21 protein-coding genes and 1 tRNA gene are annotated in these 18,911 nt (G+C 64.6%); 11 read left to right on the top strand and 11 right to left on the bottom strand.

Annotation, left to right across the window (positions count from 1 at the left end):
• Window positions 1–20: 20 nt before the first annotated feature.
• Both ACQR1L_RS22820 and ACQR1L_RS22825 read right to left on the bottom strand, forming a co-directional pair.
• The gene (locus ACQR1L_RS22820; RefSeq protein ID WP_434860169.1) at window positions 21–110 is read right to left on the bottom strand and encodes a K(+)-transporting ATPase subunit F; all 90 of its coding nucleotides are present in this window, start codon (window positions 108–110) and stop codon (window positions 21–23) included.
• 10 nt (window positions 111–120) lie between these two features.
• Entirely contained in the window at window positions 121–285 is a 165-nt protein-coding gene (locus ACQR1L_RS22825) for a hypothetical protein (RefSeq protein ID WP_434860170.1), read from the bottom strand.
• A 265-nt stretch (window positions 286–550) separates the two neighbouring features.
• On the opposite strand from ACQR1L_RS22825, the gene ACQR1L_RS22830 reads away from it, so the two are divergent.
• The 4 genes from ACQR1L_RS22830 (at window position 551) to dapA (ending at window position 2,653) form a co-directional block, all read left to right on the top strand.
• Window positions 551–994 carry a hypothetical protein gene (locus tag ACQR1L_RS22830; protein WP_434860171.1) on the top strand — a complete coding sequence of 148 codons (444 nt, stop codon included), beginning with the start codon at window positions 551–553 and terminating at the stop codon, window positions 992–994.
• A gap of 17 nt (window positions 995–1,011) precedes the next feature.
• The gene (locus ACQR1L_RS22835; RefSeq protein WP_434860172.1) at window positions 1,012–1,296 is read left to right on the top strand and encodes a hypothetical protein; all 285 of its coding nucleotides are present in this window, start codon (window positions 1,012–1,014) and stop codon (window positions 1,294–1,296) included.
• 140 nt (window positions 1,297–1,436) lie between these two features.
• Window positions 1,437–1,706, top strand: coding sequence for a hypothetical protein (locus ACQR1L_RS22840; protein ID WP_434860173.1), 270 nt, complete (start codon window positions 1,437–1,439; stop codon window positions 1,704–1,706).
• On the top strand, window positions 1,703–2,653 hold the full coding sequence (gene dapA, locus ACQR1L_RS22845) for a 4-hydroxy-tetrahydrodipicolinate synthase (protein WP_434860174.1): 951 nt from the start codon (window positions 1,703–1,705) through the stop codon (window positions 2,651–2,653). Before ACQR1L_RS22840 ends, dapA begins: the two co-directional genes overlap by 4 nt.
• Window positions 2,654–2,687: 34 nt before the next feature.
• Here dapA and ACQR1L_RS22850 read toward each other — a convergent pair whose 3' ends face one another.
• From ACQR1L_RS22850 to mobB, 4 genes are all read right to left on the bottom strand, one after another.
• The gene (locus tag ACQR1L_RS22850) at window positions 2,688–2,933 is read right to left on the bottom strand and encodes a hypothetical protein (RefSeq protein WP_434860175.1); all 246 of its coding nucleotides are present in this window, start codon (window positions 2,931–2,933) and stop codon (window positions 2,688–2,690) included.
• A 176-nt stretch (window positions 2,934–3,109) separates the two neighbouring features.
• A complete protein-coding gene (locus ACQR1L_RS22855; protein ID WP_434860176.1) occupies window positions 3,110–4,765 on the bottom strand; it encodes an OFA family MFS transporter in 1,656 nt (551 codons plus the stop codon).
• 737 nt (window positions 4,766–5,502) lie between these two features.
• Entirely contained in the window at window positions 5,503–5,736 is a 234-nt protein-coding gene (locus tag ACQR1L_RS22860) for a sulfurtransferase TusA family protein (protein WP_434860177.1), read from the bottom strand.
• 132 nt (window positions 5,737–5,868) lie between these two features.
• Window positions 5,869–6,396: a molybdopterin-guanine dinucleotide biosynthesis protein B gene (mobB, locus tag ACQR1L_RS22865; RefSeq protein WP_434860178.1), complete on the bottom strand. Its 528-nt coding sequence runs from the start codon at window positions 6,394–6,396 to the stop codon at window positions 5,869–5,871.
• Window positions 6,397–6,616: 220 nt separating this feature from the next.
• On the opposite strand from mobB, the gene mobA reads away from it, so the two are divergent.
• From mobA to ACQR1L_RS22880, 3 genes are all read left to right on the top strand, one after another.
• Window positions 6,617–7,255, top strand: coding sequence for a molybdenum cofactor guanylyltransferase MobA (gene mobA, locus ACQR1L_RS22870; protein WP_434860243.1), 639 nt, complete (start codon window positions 6,617–6,619; stop codon window positions 7,253–7,255).
• Between the two features lie 10 nt (window positions 7,256–7,265).
• Window positions 7,266–7,856, top strand: a complete 591-nt coding sequence (locus tag ACQR1L_RS22875; protein ID WP_434860179.1) for a cation transporter — start codon at window positions 7,266–7,268, stop codon at window positions 7,854–7,856.
• 157 nt (window positions 7,857–8,013) lie between these two features.
• On the top strand, window positions 8,014–9,219 hold the full coding sequence (locus tag ACQR1L_RS22880) for an ABC transporter substrate-binding protein (RefSeq protein ID WP_434860244.1): 1,206 nt from the start codon (window positions 8,014–8,016) through the stop codon (window positions 9,217–9,219).
• A 58-nt stretch (window positions 9,220–9,277) separates the two neighbouring features.
• Here the strand turns inward: ACQR1L_RS22880 and ACQR1L_RS22885 are convergent, their stop codons facing one another.
• On the bottom strand, window positions 9,278–10,243 hold the full coding sequence (locus ACQR1L_RS22885; RefSeq protein WP_434860180.1) for a TAXI family TRAP transporter solute-binding subunit: 966 nt from the start codon (window positions 10,241–10,243) through the stop codon (window positions 9,278–9,280).
• Between the two features lie 104 nt (window positions 10,244–10,347).
• Between ACQR1L_RS22885 and ACQR1L_RS22890 the strand changes: the two genes are divergently transcribed.
• Together ACQR1L_RS22890 and ACQR1L_RS22895 are read left to right on the top strand one after the other, a co-directional pair.
• On the top strand, window positions 10,348–11,313 hold the full coding sequence (locus ACQR1L_RS22890) for a Bug family tripartite tricarboxylate transporter substrate binding protein (protein WP_434860181.1): 966 nt from the start codon (window positions 10,348–10,350) through the stop codon (window positions 11,311–11,313).
• 161 nt (window positions 11,314–11,474) lie between these two features.
• Window positions 11,475–11,550 (top strand) — tRNA-Ile (locus ACQR1L_RS22895).
• Window positions 11,551–11,675: 125 nt separating this feature from the next.
• On the opposite strand, the gene ACQR1L_RS22900 is transcribed toward ACQR1L_RS22895, so the two are convergent.
• Entirely contained in the window at window positions 11,676–12,443 is a 768-nt protein-coding gene (locus tag ACQR1L_RS22900; RefSeq protein WP_434860182.1) for a hypothetical protein, read from the bottom strand.
• 180 nt (window positions 12,444–12,623) lie between these two features.
• Here ACQR1L_RS22900 and ACQR1L_RS22905 point away from each other — a divergent pair, with 180 nt between their 5' ends.
• Both ACQR1L_RS22905 and ACQR1L_RS22910 read left to right on the top strand, forming a co-directional pair.
• Window positions 12,624–13,448: a hypothetical protein gene (locus ACQR1L_RS22905; RefSeq protein WP_434860183.1), complete on the top strand. Its 825-nt coding sequence runs from the start codon at window positions 12,624–12,626 to the stop codon at window positions 13,446–13,448.
• Window positions 13,432–14,097, top strand: coding sequence for a nucleotidyl transferase AbiEii/AbiGii toxin family protein (locus ACQR1L_RS22910; RefSeq protein ID WP_434860184.1), 666 nt, complete (start codon window positions 13,432–13,434; stop codon window positions 14,095–14,097). The genes ACQR1L_RS22905 and ACQR1L_RS22910 overlap by 17 nt, the downstream gene beginning before the upstream one ends.
• Before the next feature lie 471 nt (window positions 14,098–14,568).
• Here ACQR1L_RS22910 and ACQR1L_RS22915 read toward each other — a convergent pair whose 3' ends face one another.
• From ACQR1L_RS22915 to ACQR1L_RS22925, 3 genes are all read right to left on the bottom strand, one after another.
• Window positions 14,569–15,045 (bottom strand): response regulator, encoded by a 477-nt coding sequence (locus ACQR1L_RS22915; RefSeq protein ID WP_434860185.1) that lies wholly within the window; start codon window positions 15,043–15,045, stop codon window positions 14,569–14,571.
• A 137-nt stretch (window positions 15,046–15,182) separates the two neighbouring features.
• The gene (locus tag ACQR1L_RS22920; protein ID WP_434860186.1) at window positions 15,183–15,899 is read right to left on the bottom strand and encodes a response regulator; all 717 of its coding nucleotides are present in this window, start codon (window positions 15,897–15,899) and stop codon (window positions 15,183–15,185) included.
• Complete coding sequence (locus tag ACQR1L_RS22925; protein ID WP_434860187.1) at window positions 15,896–18,901, bottom strand: ATP-binding protein; 3,006 nt, start codon at window positions 18,899–18,901, stop codon at window positions 15,896–15,898. The genes ACQR1L_RS22920 and ACQR1L_RS22925 overlap by 4 nt, the downstream gene beginning before the upstream one ends.
• Window positions 18,902–18,911: the final 10 nt, after the last annotated feature.

The following is an 18,911-nucleotide window of genomic DNA, read 5'->3' on the forward strand; positions in this document are numbered from 1 at the left end:
GAGATGCTGATGCGCGCGGATCAGAACCGCTCGGGCCGCAGCAGCGCGTAGGTGAGATAGATGAGCAGCGCGATGGAGACGGCGCCGGCGAGCGAATAGTCGACTATCATGGCGCGTCTCCTACAGCCGCTCGCAGGCATAGGTGTAGCCGATCGCCAAGGCGAAGAAGCCGGCGGCGAGCGCCAGCATCAGAAGGTCCAGCATGGTGTGCTCCTCATGTGCGCGACGGACGCGCAACGCGTGGAGCGGACGGCCGCGTGCATTGGCGGCCGCGGTCCGTTCCACGCTCCCAGGTGGCATCGGACCGCATAGGTTTTCGAGACAGCGCGGTCGGGAAAGTTATAGGAATCCCATAAAGACCGCGTAATTCCGCGGCCCGGATCGGCGGGCGCCGCGCTCGCGCGCATAGGAGCCGGTGCCGGCGGCCGGCGTTTATGCCGCGCTTATTTCTTCCCAGTCCCCGCCCTCTCGCATTCCTACGGCCTCTGCCGCCAGATTGCAGGGCGCGGCCCCGGTCGGGCCGCCGCTCACGGACGACGGAAACAACATCATGCCGCACACGATCACCCTGGATGCCGCGCAGCCCCAACTGGCCGCGCAGGAAGCCGCCACGCTGCTCACGGATCTTCTCGGCGAGGAGGAGGGGGTCTCGCCGCTGTCGGCGCGCGGGCGGCGACGGGTGCGGATCGACCAATTGCTGCGCGCCGAGGCTCGCATCGACGCGGCGCTGGAGCTGATCGCGCTACGGCTGCCGCGCTGGTCGCTGCGCCGCCTCGCTTATGATGACGGTGAATGGCATTGCGCGCTGTCGCAGCAGCGCGAGATGCCCGACTGGCTCGACCATTGCGCCGAGGCAACGCATAGCGACCTGTCGCTGGCGATCCTCCACGCCGCGGTCGAGGCGCAGCGTCTCGAGCCGCAGCCAGCCCCCGGCTCGGGACGCCACGCCGCCGAGCCCGACCTCGCGGCCCTGCTCTGCTGCGACAATTTCTAAAGGCGAAGCGCTTTGCGATGATCGTCTCGGCCGACAATCCCGTGGAGCTCTCCGCGGCCCGTGTCCTGCTGCGCTTCGGCTTGCGCACCGCGATCCTCGTCGTGTTCGCGAGCTTCGGCAGCATCGGCTTCGGACGCAGCCTCGCAGCGCTGCTGTGGATGACCGTCATTCTCTGCGCCGTGCTCGCCACGCTGCGGCGCGAGCGCGTCTTCTCCGCCGGCCTGAACCATTGGGACGAGTTGGCCGGATACCTCGCGCTGTATTGCGCCGTGATGACGCTGACGACATCGGCGGGATCCTAGAGCACGCGCCCTTTATGCCGTGGCTATGAGGTCTCCCGCTGCGTCGCATCGATGTCCTATCCCGGCCACCCGATATCCGACCAACGACACCGACGCCCTGCCGTGCGGCAGCTCCGCGTCACATCAGAAGGACCATATCCATGAAGCTCGTCGAACCTCCCTCGTCGAACAAAGCTGCGACCGCGCTCGTGCTGATCGGGCGCAACAGCCGCGGTCAATGGGTCGCGCAGGAGCAGAACGGTCTCTATGGCGGCCTGTTCGTCAGCCGCGCCGAGGCGATGAAATACGCGCTGTTCGAAAACGGGCATCACCCCGAAACGATCGTCGAGCTGTCGCGCACGATCGAGCTCGACACCGAGGGACGCCTCGCTCCCGTCGGGTTGTTGTACGGAAAACGGCCGGTCGCATGAGCCAGACCTCCCCGGCTCGACGCGAACCTGCAACACGCTGGCTGGCCGGCGCCATCGCGGACATTCCAACGCCATTCGCCGCCGGTGGCGCGCTCGACATCCCAGCGCTCGACAGACTCTGCGCACGGCAGATCGAAGCCGGCGCAAGCGCAATCCTGGTGTGCGAGATCGCAGGCGAAGTATCCACGCTGACAGCGGCGGAGCGCGACGCCGTCATCCGCACGGCGGTGGCTGCGGCCCGCAACCGCGTTTTCGTCATCGCCGGAGCCGGCTCTAATTCGACGCTGCAAGCGGTGCAGAACACACGGCAGGCGGCTGCCGCGGGCGCCGACGCGGTGATGTCGGTGGTCCCCTACTACAACCGGCCGACCGCGGAGGGCATCTACGCGCATTTTCGTGCGGTCGGGGATGCCACCGCGCTGCCGATCATCCTGCACGACTGCCCGTCACGGACGGCCCGCGCGCTGCCCGACGAGATCCTGGTCCGGCTGGCACGATGGGCGCAGTTCGTCGGCCTGCGCGATGCCACCGGCGATGTCGCGCGCGTCGTCCGCCTGCGCGCATTGGTGCCGCCCGGCTTCCGCCTGCTGGCGGGCGATGACACGGCAGCCGTGCCGCTGGCGGCAGCCGGGTGTGACGGCTGGTTCTCACTGGTCGCCAATGTCGCTCCGCAGCTCTGCAGCGCGATCCTCACCGCCTGCCAGTGCGGACGCTGGTCCGCGGCGCGACGGCTGCATCGCCGGTTGCTGCCGCTGATCGAGTTGACGAACCGCGAGGTGCCCGCAGCCTTGAAGCAGGCCCTGAGCCTGCAGGGCCTCGCCGCAGCCGATGTCCGCCTGCCGCTGACGGAGCTGGACACGGCTGCGAAAGGCATGATGGCCCACGCCATGGCGCGGATGAGCACCACGCTTTCCAAGACCGCTCCGGGCTCGCCCCATCTGCTCTGAGACCGAAGCCCGCACACACCCGGTCGGCCGGGTCTCAGAAGTCCCACTTCTCACAAAGGAGCAACGGCACCTGCGGCCGGCGCGACATGTCGGACTCGATGCGCGCGATGGCGCCGCGGCGCAGCAGCAACTCGTTGCGCAGGCGTCGGAGCTTGGCTGCGGCGATCGCCGCGTGGATGGCCCTGAAGGTCCGACGCAATGCTCTGCCCAGGCGCGACAGCCGGGGTGCCCGGATGACGTCAGCACCGTGGAGGTCACGAAACGGCGTCACCGAGCTCATGTCCATTCTCCGCAAAGCAGCCGGCACGAGATCGACCGGCGAAGCAAAGAATGCGGCGCCTCGGCGTAGGAATGCGAGACGGGCCGATCGGGCCTTTCATAGGAAAGCCATAAGGGCCGAAACGAAACGGGGCGGCCCGACCGGCCGCCCCGTTTGCTTCAGTCCATTGAACCGGATCAGAAGATCTTGACGGCGCTCTCCAGTGTCTTCCAGACGCCCCAGGCCAGCGGCACGCCGACGAAGGCCCAGAACAGCGCGGCCTTGGCGTCGAGTCCGCCCTTGCCGATGCCGAACGACCCGTGCTGGATCGCCGACTCGTTCTTGGCGAGCTGCGCCTGATACTTGGCGACCTCGTCCGGGCTCATGTTCCACTTGTGATCGACGGGCTTGATCAGGAAGTTGCAGATCAGGCCGGCCAGGAGCATGGCACAGAGGATGTACATCGTCGTGTTGTACAGCTGGTCGCGCGGCACACCGGCGGCGAGCTGGAACTCGCGGATGTAGTTCACCACCACCGGGCCGATGATGCCCGCGGTCGCCCAGGCCGTCAGCAGACGGCCATGGATGGCGCCCACGAACTGGGTGCCGAACAGGTCGGCCAGATAGGCCGGCACAGTCGCGAAGCCGCCGCCATACATCGAGAGGATGATCGCGAAGGCGCCGACGAACAGCAGCTTCGATCCCATCGCCGCGAAGGTCGGCGCCAGCGCGTAGAGCACGATGCCGATCAGGAAGAAGCAGTAGTAGGTCGCCTTGCGGCCGATATGGTCCGACATCGACGCCCAGAAGAAGCGGCCACCGATGTTGAACAGCGAGAGCAGGCCGGCAAAGCCTGCCGCGATACCCGCGACGGTCGCCTTCTGCGTGGCGTCGAGCTGGTTGAAGCTGACGTCAGGCAGCCCGATGAGCTTGCCGGCGAATATCTCCTGCAGCATCGGCGAAGCCATGCCGATGACGCCGATGCCGGCCGACACGTTCAAGCACAGCACCCACCAGACCAGCCAGAACTGCGGCGTCTTGTGGGCGTTGTTCAGGTGGACATGATGGTCGGAGATCATCGCCTTCTTGACCGCAGGCGGCGTCCAGCCTTCGGGCTGCCAGCCGACCGGGGCGACGCGATAGGCGAAGGCGCCGATCATCATGAACACGAAGTAGATCACGCCCATGGTGACGAACGTCTCCCAGACGCCCACCGAGGTCGGGGTCTTGAAATAGTTCATCAGCAAATTGGCCAGAGGAGCGCCGATCATGGCGCCGCCGCCGAAGCCCATGATGGCCATGCCCGTCGCCATGCCGCGGCGGTCAGGAAACCATTTCACCAGCGTGGACACCGGCGAGATGTAGCCGAGACCGAGACCGATGCCGCCGATGACGCCGGCGCCGAGCCACATCATCCAGAGCTGGTGCACATAGATGCCGAGCGCCGCGATCAGCAGGCCGCCACCCCAGCAGCACGCCGCGACGGCGCCCGCCTTGCGCGGACCGGCGCGCTCGAGCCAGCCGCCCCAGATCGCCGCGGAGCCGCCGAGCAGCACGAAGAACAGCGTGTACATCCAGCCGAGGCTCGCGACCTTCCAGTCGCAGCTGGTGGTGAACAGCTCCTGCACCAGGGTCATGTCGGTGCAGACCTGGCTCTGCGTCACGCCGATGGCGCGCGACAGAGGCAGCCAGAACACCGAGAAGCCATAGGCCATGCCGATGCACAGATGGATGCAAAGTGCAGCCGGAGGAACCAGCCAGCGGTTGAACCCGGCCTTGGCGACCGTGTGCTCACGATCGAAAATGCCCGCTTGCGCGTTGGGGAGCGCCCCCGCGCTCTCAATGCTAGCCATGCTTTCCCCCTCTACGGACACCCGTCCAACGCAACGACCTCATGTTCTGTCCCCTTGATCAGAATCAATACGCTTACCCACCCTGCCCGCTATGGACGTACCAGAACATTTTCGCGACGCACAAACGCCAAAGACGGTTCCAACGGCATGACACCCCCCACCGGGCCTCATGCGGCTGCCATCGTTGTGCCGCGGTTCCGCCTGGCCCGATCCCCAACGGGCATGACGCGCCTCCCGCAACCTCTGCGGAAGCGCCCCAATTGGTGCAGAACCGAGGCAAATTGTCGATAGTAAAATGGTAATAATTGCTCAAACGTCGTGGATTGATTGCACCGCAACGCGGATGTGTTGCTAACAAACACAGAAATTCGCGTGCAACCGTCGTCACCGCCACTCCCAGCTGTAGTCCTGTTGCTGTCGATTACTTTAGAGCTCGACAACCATTCCTGAGAGAATCAACTAATGAGATGCCCGCCGGCAGAGAGGCGATCCCTCGGATGCGCCACGCGCGGGCTCTCGAAAAAGTGATGCAGCAACAACCAGGCCTTGCCTTGCGACGATGACGCAAGCTTGGACTGACAAGACGGCATTGTTATGTGCGCGCATGGGCGCTGCTGCGACGATAGGAAGCGGCATGCCTGCTTGACAGCCGTGCAGCGCGAAGAGCTGCGCACGAACTACTTAGTTGGGACAACCTGCAGCATAGGCCGCGTCCACGCTCGCTCGCATCGACCGTGCTAGGGGTTCGCCGCCTTCTCGATCAGAAACGTGAGACGGCTCTCGCTGCGCTCGAGCAGCTCGACGTGATCACCGGTCTCGCGAATGAGGTTCGGGATGTCGATGACCGCCAGCGGGTCGGTGCAGCACACCTCGAGCCGCTCTCCCGCCTTCAGCGATTGCAGCGCCTTGCGGGTCTTCAGCGCCGGCAGCGGACACTTCAGGCCCGTCAGATCCAGCCTCGTTCTCGTCATGCGCGGGACCATGGCGAAGCCTGCCCGGCGCGTCAACGGTATCGTTGCAACGGCGGCGCGATGGTGGAACCGGGTTCCTGGAATGCCAGGCTCACGAGTTCCACGCGGATTCCGCAGCGCTCGCTCCTGCACTCACTCGCCGGCCTTCGAGAGCGCGAGCACGTCGGCCAGGGGCATGGCGAGTCGCCGAACCAACGCAGCCGCACCCGTGACATCGTCGAGGTCCACCCGCGGCAGAGCGGTTTCGACGGCCGCGTCGGTGACGAGGCCGACGATCCCGGGATCATTCGGGAACAGCAGCGGCTTGCCGTTGGCGACACGGTGCACCTCGATCCGGTGATGCGGTCCGGCCTTGTAGCCTTCGATGATGACGAGATCGACCGGAGACATTTTGGCGAGCAGGTCCGCAAGCGACGGCTCGGCCGCGCCGCGAAGCTCGTGCATCAGCGCCCAGCGCGTGCCCGACGCCACCAGCACCTCCGCGGCCCCGGCCTCGCGATGGCGCCAGGAATCCTTGCCGGGAACATCGACGTCGAACTTGTGGTGGGCGTGCTTGATGACGGAGACACGCAGCCCTTGCGCGATGAGATGGGGAATCAGCCGCGTCAGCAGCGTGGTCTTGCCGGCGCCGCTCCAGCCGGCGAGGCCGATGACGTTCATCGCGGTCTCCTGAGGGCGCCTGCTCCTGCAAGCGGCGCATGCAAACGATTGATCGACGGGCAAGGCCTCGCGCTGCTCCGTTCGATGGATCAGCCCCTCATGCCAGCAGCCGCGCGGGTTCCGCAAGGCCAAGCGAAACGCGGCCCCTCTGCCGCTCACACACAGTGCTCATCACGCGCGCTGACGCAACGACAGCAGACGTGGTACGGAACCGGTGATGATGGCGACGATCTCTCCTTCGATTCCCGGCGTGGTGCTTGCCGGAGGCCTGGCGCAGCGAATGGGTGGCGGCGACAAGCCGTTGCGCCTGGTGGACGGCCGGACCATCCTCGCGCGTGTGATCGCCCGCCTGGCCCCGCAGTGCAGCCTTCTGGTCCTCAACGCCAACGGCGATCCCGCGCGATTCCTGGGCTTCGGCCTTCCCGTCGTGCCGGATGGCGTGACCGGTTTTCCAGGCCCCCTCGCCGGCATCCTGGCCGGACTGGACTGGGTCGCGACGCATCTGCCGGCGGCGCCTTGGATGCTGAGCGCGCCCGGCGACTGCCCGTTCCTGCCGCGCGATCTCGCCGTCCGGCTGTCGGAAGCACGGGCCGCGGAGCATGCCGAACTGGCGCTGGCGGCGTCATCAGGCCAGACTCATCCGGTGATCGGCCTGTGGCCGGTGGCCCTGCGCGACGATCTCCGCCGCGCCCTGGTGACGGAGGACATCCGCAAGGTGACCCGGTTCACGGCCCGCTACAAGGTCGCGACCGTGAGCTGGCCCGCCGCCCCGCGCGATCCCTTCTTCAATGCCAACACCATCGCCGATCTCGCCGAAGCGGAACGGCTCGCCGCCCTGGACGATGACCCCGACGGCTAGAGGACTCCCGATGGATGCGACGATTTCGGTTCGCCGCGCGGTGCTTGCGGTCGCCCTGCTCAATCTCGGCTATTTCGGCATCGAGTTCGCCGTCGCGCTGTCGATCGGCTCGGTGTCGCTGTTCGCCGATAGCGTCGACTTTCTCGAGGATGCCTCGGTCAACATCCTGATCGCGCTGGCGCTGCGCTGGAGCCCCGTGCGCCGCGCGCAACTCGGCAAGGTGCTGGCGCTGATCCTGCTGGCGCCGGCGCTCGCGGGACTGTGGACCGCCGGCGAGAAGCTGTTCGCGCCGGCCGTGCCGGCTCCGCTGCCGCTCACCCTCACCGGTTTCGGCGCGCTGATCGTCAATCTCAGTTGCGCGCTAATCCTGGCGCGGGTCCGGGATCACCAGGGCAGCCTCACCCGGGCTGCCTTCCTGTCGGCGCGCAACGACGCCTTCGCCAACATCGCCATCATCGCCGTGGGTCTGGTCACGGCCTATGCATGGCGCTCGGTCTGGCCGGACCTGATCGTCGGCATCGGCATCGCGCTGATGAATGCGGATGCCGCGCGCGAGGTGTGGGAAGCCGCGCATGAGGAGCACGAGGCCGCCCGGGCGTGATCCCTGGCATCACGCTGGCGCTGCAGCGCACATCATCGCTCCACCGCTCCGATGCCCGGCGTGATTGACGGCCGCACGCGATTGATTGCAGATAGGCGGAGCGGCCGGCAGAGCCGCGATGAACAACGGTGTCATGCCGGCATCCGTGGAGGACGCATTGCAACTGAGCTCCTTGAAAACGGCCGCATGGGCCGCCACCGCGCTGCTGGTCACGACGGCGGCGCAAGCCCAGATCTCCGACAACGTCGTCAAGATCGGCGTGCTCAGCGACATGAACGGACCGGCGTCGACGCCGACCGGCCAGGGCTCGGTCACCGCGGCGCAGATGGCGGTGGATGATTTCGGCGGCAAGGTGCTGGACAAGCCGATCAGCGTCATCGTCGGCGATCATCAGCTCAAGCCCGACATCGGCGCGGCGATCGCGCGACGCTGGTACGACACCGAGCAGGTCGATCTGATCGTCGACGTTCCGGTCTCCGCGGTCGGCTTGGCGGTGCAGACCATCGCCACCGAGAAGAAGAAGCTGTTCATCACCCAGTCGACCGGCGCGGCCGACTTCCATGGCAAGTTCTGCTCGCCTTACGCGATGCAGTGGGTGTTCGACACCAAGGCGCTCGCTACCGGCACCGCGAAGGAAGTGGTCAAGCGCGGCGGCGACAGCTGGTTCTTCATCACCGACGACTACGCCTTCGGCCATTCGCTGGAGCGCGACGCCTCCAGCGTCGTCACCGCCAATGGCGGCAAGGTGGTCGGCGCCGTCCGGCCGCCCTTCGCAACGGCGGATCTATCATCCTTCATTCTGCAGGCGCAGGCCTCCAAGGCCAAGATCATCGGCATCGCCGCAGGCCCTCCGAACAACATGAACGAGATCAAGACGGCCGCCGAATTCGGCCTGCTCAAGGGCGGCCAACAGATGGCCGCGCTGCTGGCGCTGATCACCGACATCCATTCGCTCGGCCTGCCCGCGGCGCAGGGCCTGCTGCTGACGACCTCGTTCTACTGGGACATGGACGACAAGACGCGCGAATGGTCGAAGCGCTATTTCGCCAAGATGAACCGGATGCCGACGATGTGGCAGGCCGGCGTCTACTCCGCCGTCACGCACTATCTCAACGCGGTCAAGGCCGCCGGCAGCGACGAGCCGCTGGCGGTCGCCGCCAAGATGCGGGAGACGCCGGTCGAGGATTTCTTCGCCCGCAACGGCAAGCTGCGCGCCGACCATCTGATGGTGCATGACCTCGTGCTGGCGCAGGTCAAGTCGCCGGAGGAGAGCAAATATCCGTGGGACTACTACAAGATCCTCGCGACCATCAAAGGCGATGACGCGTTCGGCCCGCCCGATCCGGCGTGTCCGATGAAATAGGCGAGTAGCGAGTGGCGAATGGGTCATTTTGATTCCCGCTATTCGCTATTCGCCCCTCTCATTTCGCCAACCCGACCTCCCGCAGATATTTCAGCACGCCCGGGTGAATGAGATCGAGGCTGGGCGCCGCCGCAACGGTGTTGGCGGCCGTGGTCTCGCACGCTTGTGCCAGGGTGGCACACAGCGTCGCTTCGGCGCCATGCAGCGTCCTCGCCAGTTGGTAGGCGACGTCGTCCGGCAGGTTTTCGCGCGCGAGCACGTAGCTCCAGGAGCCGATCGAATTGATGGCTTCACTCTGGCCCGGATAGCTGTTCGCCGGCACGGTCAGCAGCTTGAGAAAATTGTGCTTCGCCCTGACCTGCGCGATCTCCTCGACCGAGGGCGCGATGAAGCGCGCGCCGCCCGGCGCGCTCGCCATCGCCTGGAAACCCGGCCAGCCGATGCCGGCGCCCCACAGCGCCGCGGCCCGGCCATCCAGCACCATGGCCGGACCATCGCCGGCGCGATCGAGATAGATCGCATGGAAGTCGTCGTCCTGCTTCAGGCCGAGACCGTCGAGCATGTAGCGCGACATGATCGGCAGGCCCGAGCCCTTGGCGCCGAACACGACCGTCTGGCCGACGAGGTCGCGGATGTTGCGATAGGGACTGTCGGCCCGGACCACGAACAGGCCGGGGCTGGAGAAGATCGCCGTCAGGATCTTCAGCCGCGTCTTCGGGCGATCGATGCCCATGAAGGCCTGATAGGCCGGCTCGCCGGCGACGAGGCCGAGATCGAGCTCGCCCCGCTCCAGCAGCGGAATGTTCTCGTTGCTGCCCTTGGTGTTGCGCGGCACGATCGGCAGCCCCGGATCGGCCTCCGTCATGACCTTGGCGAACGCATCGCCATACAGCGGGAACCCGCCGCCGGGTGTCGCGGTCCCGAGGCTGAGCGTGCGCGTGGTGATCACGGTCCCTCCCTGCTGTCCTGCGGCGCTGCCCGCGAGCAGCGCGACCGCAAGCCCGAGCCATCGCCATCTTGTCATTCGCCTGCCTTTCCGGCCTTTGTCAGGCACGCGCATGTAGGCAAGCGTGCGGATCTATGGAAGCATGTCGTCAACGACAATGACAACAGCTTCGGGAGGACAAGATGAGACTAGCGCGTGCGTTCCTGGCCGGCCTCGTGGCCGCGGCCTGCCTCATGAGCCAGCCGGCCGCAGCCGCCTATCCGGACCGCCCGATCCGCTGGCTGATCGGCTTTGCGCCCGGCGGCCCGGTCGACATCGTCGCGCGCATCATGGCGCAGTGGCTGTCGGACCGTCTCGGCCAGCAGGTCGTGGTCGAGAACCGCACCGGCTCGGGCGGCAACATCGCCGCGGCGGCGGCGATCAACTCAGCGCCGGACGGCTACACGCTGCTATTCGTCGCGCCGAACAATGCGATCAGCACCTCGCTGTACAAGAAGCTGCCTTACGACTTCATCCGCGATACCGTGCCGGTCGCGAGCATCATGCAGCTCACCAACATGCTGGTGGTCAGCAACGACGTGCCGGCGAAGACGGTGAAGGAGTTCATCGCCTACTGCCAGGCCAATCCCGGCAAGATCGCCTTCGCCTCGTCCGGCAACGGCACCTCGGTGCACATGGCCGCCGAGCTGTTCAAGGTGATGACCAAATGCGACATGCTGCACGTGCCCTATCGCGGCTCGGCGCTGGCCTTCCCGGACATCATCTCCAACAAGGTGCAACTGATCTTCGACAATTTGCCGACGGCGCTGGAGCAGGCGCGCGGCGGCAGCGTGCGCGCGCTCGGCGTGACCTCGCCGCAGCGCTGGCCGACGGTGCCGGACGTGCCAGCGATCGCCGAGACCGTGCCGGGATACGAATCAGTCGGCTTCTACGGCATCTCCGCCCCGAAGGGCACGCCGCCGGAGATCGTCGAGACCCTCAACAAGGCGGTCGGCGAGGCGCTGAAGGACCCCAAGCTGGTGGCGCGGCTGGCCGAGACCGGCGGCATCCCCCGCGCGATGACGCCGGCCGAGTTCGGCAAGCTGGTCGCCGACGAGACCGAGAAATGGCGCAAGGTGGTCGAATTCGCCGGCGTTTCGGTGGATTGACGCGTGGGCTCATGCCCCCCTGCCGGTCCGCGAAAGCGGCCGGCAATGGCATTGCCGGATCGCCGGTCAGGCTGTAAACGAAGCCCGCACCGTCGCCGGGCCCATCCGCGCCGCGCCGGACAGGTCCCCCTGCCCGCCGCCGCCAAGCCCACCGCGCCGCGGGGCCTGTAGCTCAATGGTTAGAGCCGGCCGCTCATAACGGTCTGGTTGCAGGTTCGAGTCCTGCCGGGCCCACCATACTCCCTGGATGTGTAGCGGAAACTACGCTTAAGCATCCGATGATAGGGGGGCATTACCGCCTCTTTACGCGCCTGTCGCATCATGCCTTTGGGCACTGGTTCGGCAAGCCTTTGTTCGCCGCACTATTCAATACTGTCGCTTCGCCCATCATCTTTCAGGGGCGCCACACGATGTTGGAGATCCGCAATCTTCATCACCAGATCGCTCATCCGTGGGTGCAGAGATTCAACGAAAGGCGTGACCGCAAGGGCCGCCAGGATCAGCCCTGAGGATCGTTGCGGCGCCGCGTCGTCACTATAGTTGATTCTTCCCTCATTGCGATTGAGCGTCGCGAACATGAAATAATGGCCCGACGTATTCGGATGGCAGCGTTCCGATAGGCGATCGTAGTGCTCGCCAAATCCCGGAAGTACTTCTTCGTCAAAGCGCTTCACATAGGTCAGTATATTCGTTGCCTTGCTCTCGGGAAATTCCTTCAGCAGCGCCTCGTCCCGGGTCGCGAATGTTCCGTTCTGGCCGATAGCATCAAGGCCGCCCAAATCTTCTCGCTCGTAGAGCGCGGCGGCGCTCCGCTCTACAAAGGAGAATACGGCAATTGTCTCCATAAGCGCACGGGCGCAGAGCATAGCACCAAGTACGGACCGGCCGTTCCAGTTGACGGCGACACCGTCGGCAAGAGCAACGACACGATGAAGCAGCGCGTGCTGATAAGTGGCAAGTTTCCAAGCGATTCTCGATCTCAGGAATGGCCCAGCGATATTGATCTCAACAGCCCGGGCCTCGTTCAGCCGCGCGATGCAGGCGTTCCACTCCTCGACCGCTTCTCTCTCATTTGCCGAAAGGCGGTCGTCCCATTGCAGCTCAGTTGGCGCTTTGAGCTGAGAGGCCATGATCTGATCCTTGTATGAATCACCCGATTGAACCCATCCAGAGACGTATCCGTGCTTCTTGACCAACCATTCTACAGCCGAGGACGAACGAATAGTCCCCAGATCGTGCCTTCTTTCGAATATTTCAGATGTTGCAGTTAAATGAGATCCGGGATAGGTTCACCCGGCAAGGATCCGACCATGACCACCCATGTGCTGAAATTCGTCGAGCTCTCCGACCGGGACCGCAAGGCGGCCAAGACCTTTAAGAAGCTTGGCAAGGGCGATCAGGTCGAAGTCCGGGTCCGTCGCCGGTCGGGCGAGGATCAAGTCATCAGGCTGCCACCGAATGCAGCGTCGCTGCTGGAGACGGCGCTCGGCCATCTGCTCCAGGGACAGCGCGTCGCTGTCCTCGCTGAGGATCAGGAGCTCAGTCCGAACGATGCGGCGGACATTCTGGGAATTTCCCGGCCACTGGTCGTCCATCGCATGGACATAGGTGACCTGCCGTTCCGGTATGTCGGCAAGCACCGCCGCACCAAGCTAAGGGACGTGTTGGTGCTGAAGTCGCAGATCGATGCCCAGCGAACAGCGATGGAAGCGCTTGCCGAAGACGCCGCGGGTCTGGAGAAGCGTAGAGGCAGTTCCACGAAGATTGTCGCGGCTAATCCCGCAAAAAACAAGCCGACGCGTCGCACGACGTTATCGGATGCTTCCCCGCGCTCTTCCCATCGGGCGACAAAGCGTCAGAGCATCGATCAACTTGTTCTCGGCACGATCAACGCTCCGTACCGTCGAACCATGGAAGCAGCCGATCTTGTTGATCGCCTCACTTCGAGAGACTTGCAAAACTGGATCGTACATGTTGCGACGTTCTTTACGGAAGTACGACCTGAACTCGTGCTGGAATTTGCTCGGCTTCACGCTATTCCCATGCAGAACCTGGCTGCATCCTATCGATCGATGAAATCGGCAACAGGCGAAAGCAACCCCGCTTTGGAGAGCGCGCTTGAGCGATTGGCGTAGGCTCCTTGGTCGAACACTCGACGGGCTCCTGGACCTCGAGCAGCAGGGCCAGCCGGCCCCGGATTGGGTGTTGGGCGGCGGAACAGCCCTTATGCTTTATGCCGACCATCGGCTGAGCCGGGATATCGATGCGTTCATCGACGACCCGCAGTATCTTGGCTTGCTATCACCTGACACCGCGGATGTGTGGAACTGCACGGACTGGGACAAGGCCGCCCACTATCTCAAAATCAGATATCCAGAGGGCGAGATCGACTTCATCGTCAGCGGCGCTCTCTCGAACATTGACCCGGTTGAGAAAGAAATCGACCTGACGTCGATTCGAACAGATTGGAAGCCAACGATCATGGTCGAGCCGCCAGCGGAGATCGCGCTCAAGAAGATGTACCATCGGGCGACCATGCTGAAGCCTCGCGACATCTTCGACATAACGGTCGTCAAGAAGATCGACGGCGACTCCCTCACAGCAAGTTTGAGTGCAGTTGCTTCGAAAAAGGACGACCTTCTTCGCCGCCTCAATAGTATCCGTGTCGACTACCTGAAAGCCGACCTCGCAGAGCTCGACATCCAACCTGGATGGGAGCAGGAGCAGGAAACGTGCCTCGAAACAGTTCGTGAACTCGTGGATCGAATTCCGAAACCCGGCTAGCTGCCCCGATACGGAAACGGAGGTTTTGCTTCCGGCTTTTGAGCCCGCACCAGTTTCGCACCAGAAACGATCGCATCGAAACACAACGAACGCGATCGGAACCGAACGAAAATTCTGCAAAATCAACAAGCCCGTCCAGTCTCCTCCCGCTCATAACGGTCTGGTTGCAGGTTCGAGTCCTGCCGGGCCCACCAGCGATTTGAACGGCTTGCCGGCAAGCATGGCGACCCGGGCCGGATGATTGCGTGACACGACAACATCGATGTCGTCCGCCGGCGGCGCTCAGGACGGCGAGAGGTGTTCGTCCCGTGCGAGGCGCCACGCCTGGGCGCAGGCTCTGGGCCGTGATGGTCAGGACACGATACATCCGAAGCGGTGGTCGCAATTCCTCGATCGTCGTCACGGCGTAGAGCGCCTCGACGTCTTGCGTAGAACGCCTCGACACTTTCGGCGATCCTGCGACCTTGGCTGTTAGCAGGTCGTGCGCCGCATTCGACGGGCTATCCGAGGGTCCATGTCGAGCAATGCGGCGTCGAGGTCCTTCCAGAAATCGGGGCCTTTCCTGACGTGGCGGGTGCCCACGCGCTCGCATCTCTGCAGCGTATGCTGGTTGTTGCTGCCCGTGATGATGATCACGTTGGCCGGCGCGCGGTCGGCATCGAGAAGATGCCCGCAGACCGACAGGCCGTCCAGCTCCGGCATGTTGACATCGATCACCAGGACGCTCGGCTTGCCCCGCGTCGCCTTCAGAAAGGCCTGAAGGCCGTCAGACGCCGTGTCCACCTCGAAGCCCAGGCGCGCGAAGTGATGTGAGAGGAGCCCGACCACCGCGGCGTCATCATCCGCAATCAGCAGGCTGGGCGCCTGGCCCAATGAGCTCGCCGCATCGAAACCGTCGACTGATCGCCGTACCCTGAAAGCTTCGATCGGCTGCGCTGCCTGCCGCATGTCTTCGCTCCTGTCATCATTGCCGGATCCTGGTCAAACGCTCGTCCGGCTTCCGGGATCGAGATGACAATGTTGAACCTAATGCCCCCTTAGCGGCCACCCAGGTATGACTACGCGGATCAACCGGGCCATCAACGCTAGGCCCGCTGCAAAGACCGCGCGGCGACAGGTGCCGGCCGTCCGCACCGCTGCATCTCCACCAGCAGCGCCTGCAGCAGACGATCCGTGTCCGCACGGGGCCCGTCGCCGCGGATCTCGGCCAAGACCGCATCCTCCACATTCGCAGCCGCGTCGCTCAGCTCTGCAAAGCCGTAGATGCCGCTCGCGCCGGACAGCGCATGGGCGATCACTCTGATTTGATTCAGAACATCTGATGATCGCTCCACCGCCTCCAGCATCCTGCGGTGCTCCGAAAGAGTTTCGGCGTCACGCTCGACCCTGCGCCCGAACTCCGCCCGCAAATGCTCCAGCGGATCGCGTGACGGCCGGACATAGGTCCGGAGCGATGCGGCGAGCGTCATGGGATCGAACGGCTTCTGGATCACGCCCACGGCCCCGAGCGACCGTAGGCGATCCGTTTCCCGTGCCTGGGTCCGGGCCGTCATGAAGACCACGGGGACGTCGGCGGTCGCGGCGCTCTGACGCAATTGAGCCAGCGTCGCCGGCCCATCCAGCACCGGCATCATGACATCGAGCAGGATGATGTCCGGCGCCAGCTCGGCCGCCATGGCCACCGCCTCGCGGCCTGAGCCGCAACTCCGGACCGTGAAATCGGGATCCAGACCGAGTGACAGCTCGACGACTTCGCGGATATCCGGCTCATCGTCGACATGCAGAATGCGAATTTCGGTCATGCGACCTCCCTTACGGTCAATGGCGGGGACAGCCCCAGACGATCGCGCACGATGGAGCCCAGACGCTGGAGCGGGGACGTCTTCCTGGACAATGCCAGTTGCAGCTGATCGTCATCCGGCCAATTCTGATCTGAGTTGGAGAAGATGATCACGGGGATGATCTTGCCTGCGGCGTCGCGCAGATGTGGCAACAGGTCCAGCCCGGGTTCAGCGCCGAGCCGGACATCCACGATCGCAAGGTCGATGTGTTCCGTCGCCAATACGCTCCGCGCGGCCTCCGGGCTGCCGACCGATACCATGTCGGCCATCACCTCCAACTCATGCGCGACCGCGGCGAGCGTCTCCGGATCGTCGTCGACATGAAGAATGCGAGGCCTCGGTCGGAACGACGGCGCCGTGGCAGACAGGTGCGACAGGAGTTGCTCGACGTCGATCGGACGCCTGATCCATTGCAGGTCGCCCGTCTCCCGCAATCGGGCATCGGAGTGATCGCTCGAGGTGGCATCGCAGGCGATGACGATCGCCGTGTTGCCATGATGGGGAATCTGGCGAATCTGCGCCGCCAGGTCGCGGCATTCGATCTCGTCGAGCGCAAGACCGATGACGACCGCTGCGTAGCGGTTGGCGCTGGCGCGCAGCAGCGCGGCCTGGACCGAATGCGCGAAATCCACCGTGAGACCGGCCGGCGCCAATTTCATCCGCACCGCCTGCTTCACGACCGGATCGGTCTCGCACAGCAGAATCCGTGATGGAATGCCGGTGGTGGCGATCTCGATCGCACCTCCGACGGTATCGTCCCACATCGGCAGCTCGACGTAGAACAATGCGCCGCCGCCATCGGCATTTTCGAAACCTGCCTTGCCTCCGAGGCGCGCCACGATCTGCTTCACGATACTGAGGCCGAGACCGGTCCCGCCTTTCTGACGGGTATCTGTCGCATCCGCCTGGGCGAACCTCTCGAACAGATGCGGCTCGAAATCCTCCGATATGCCCGGCCCGTGATCGCGCACGGCAATCCGCAGACTGTCCCCGTTGTCCTCCACCGTGACCTGCACGCTTCCGCCCGCCGAGGAGAACTTGATGGCATTCGAGAGCAGGTTCGCGACCGCTTGCGCCAATCTCTCCGGATCGGCATTGGCATAGACGTCCGCAACGCCCGCACCGAGTTCGACGCGAACGCCGACATTGTCCGCATGGCCGCGGCTCTCCTCGACGACACGCTTGACCAGCGACCTGACTTCGACCCGCCTGAGATGGAATGGGGTATGACCCGCCTCGATCCTTTCCATGTCGAGAATGTCGTTGACGAGACGGACCAGGCGCTCGCTGTTGGCGTGCGCGATGCTCAGCAACCGCGTCGCCGGCTCCGGGATCTTCTTGCTCCAGCATCCGACGAGCAGGCCCAACGAACCGGTGATCGATGTCAGCGGCGTCCGCAGTTCATGGCTCACGGTCGCGACGAACTCGTCCTTCAGACGTTCGGCACGCCTGCGCTCGCTGACGTCGACGACGACGCTGAGGATCATGAGCTCCTCTCCGGCCCGGATCGGATTGAGGCCGACCTCGATGGGAAACTCTGTCCCATTCTTTCTCCGTCCGGCGAGTTCACTGTCGGATTCCATCTGACGGGTTTCGGGCCGCAGCGCGAAAGGGTGCTGGAGCGCGCCGCTGCTCACGCGAGAACGCTCGGGCACCAGCATATTCACGGGTTGACCGATCAGTTCCTGCCTGGTGTATCCGAACTGCCGTTCGATCTCGCTGTTGACCATCGAGATCCGGCCCTCGGCATCGATCATCAACATCCCGTTCGGACAGGCCTCGACCGCGAGGCGGAACATCTCATCCGCGAGATTTCTTGCCGCCATAGCCATTTCAGCGTTGTCGCGTTCAAGCGTGCGCTGATGCAGCAATCGGCGTGCCCGCTCGATCGCCAGGGCAACATCGTCGATTTCCTGGATGTGAGATCGCGCAACGGCGGTGGCGTCGTCCGGTGCCGAGGCCAGCGCCGCCGGCAAAAGGCCTCGCACGCCGCGCGCGATCCGCTTCGCCTCATACATCACCGCAATCAGCCCGACGAGGAGGACGCAGAAGATGCCGGTGATGCCGTACAGGAGAATGGAGTTCGGTTGACGATACAGATCGGCAAGCGGGATCCCGAGCGCGACCGTCCAGTTCGATCGCTCGGATCGGCCGAAGCCCACCAAGATCGGCGTCCCGTCCGCCCGGGTCGTGTCGACGACGCTCGGCTGCGACGATTTGATGTCGGCCAGCCTCACGGGGGCCGACCTGCCGATCAGTTCGGGATCGTGGGTCCGCGCAACGATGATGCCGGCCGAGTCGGTGACGGTCGTGATCCAACCGTCCGGCAGTTTCTGGTTCTCGAACAGGCCGTTCAGCCTCTCGATGCCCAGGCCCACACCGAGCGTGTATTTCACCTTGCCCTCTCGAAACACCGGGACATCGATGGAGAGAGCCGGCTTTTTCGAAACGGCGCCGATGAAGATGTCGGAGACCGACGGCTTGCCCGTTTCAAACACCTTCCTGTGGTTCACCAGATCTGCGCGCATGGGCAGCGGCGCGCCATAGGGCAGCCCCGTGTTGACGACCTGCTGGCCGGCCGCATCCGCCACCACGACCGCAGAACCGTGCAGGTAGGGAAGGCTTGCCTTCGCCTCGTTGTAGAAGGTCGCCAGGTCGTCCGTCGCGAGAGCCGCCGACTCTGCCAGGACCTGCGCCGCGGAGGACGTTCCCGCCAGATCCCTGTCGAGTGCTGCGACGAGAGCGCGGACTGTCGCCAACGCGCCCTGGGACGCCTGCTCGCGTTCGTGCTGGTACAGCCCCCATGCCAGCGCAGCCAGCCCGACGAAGGCAGGAACCGACAGCATGAGGATGATGCGGAACAGCCTTGACTGGATCGACTGACGCGCACGCCGCGAAACACTGTGCCTGCCGAATGCCGAGATCAATGTTGTCCCCGCCTCGCGTTGATCGATCGATGGCACGTGCCGGATC

Source organism: Bradyrhizobium sp. HKCCYLR20261 (assembly GCF_051168435.1).
Classification (GTDB): Bacteria; Pseudomonadota; Alphaproteobacteria; order Rhizobiales; family Xanthobacteraceae; genus Bradyrhizobium.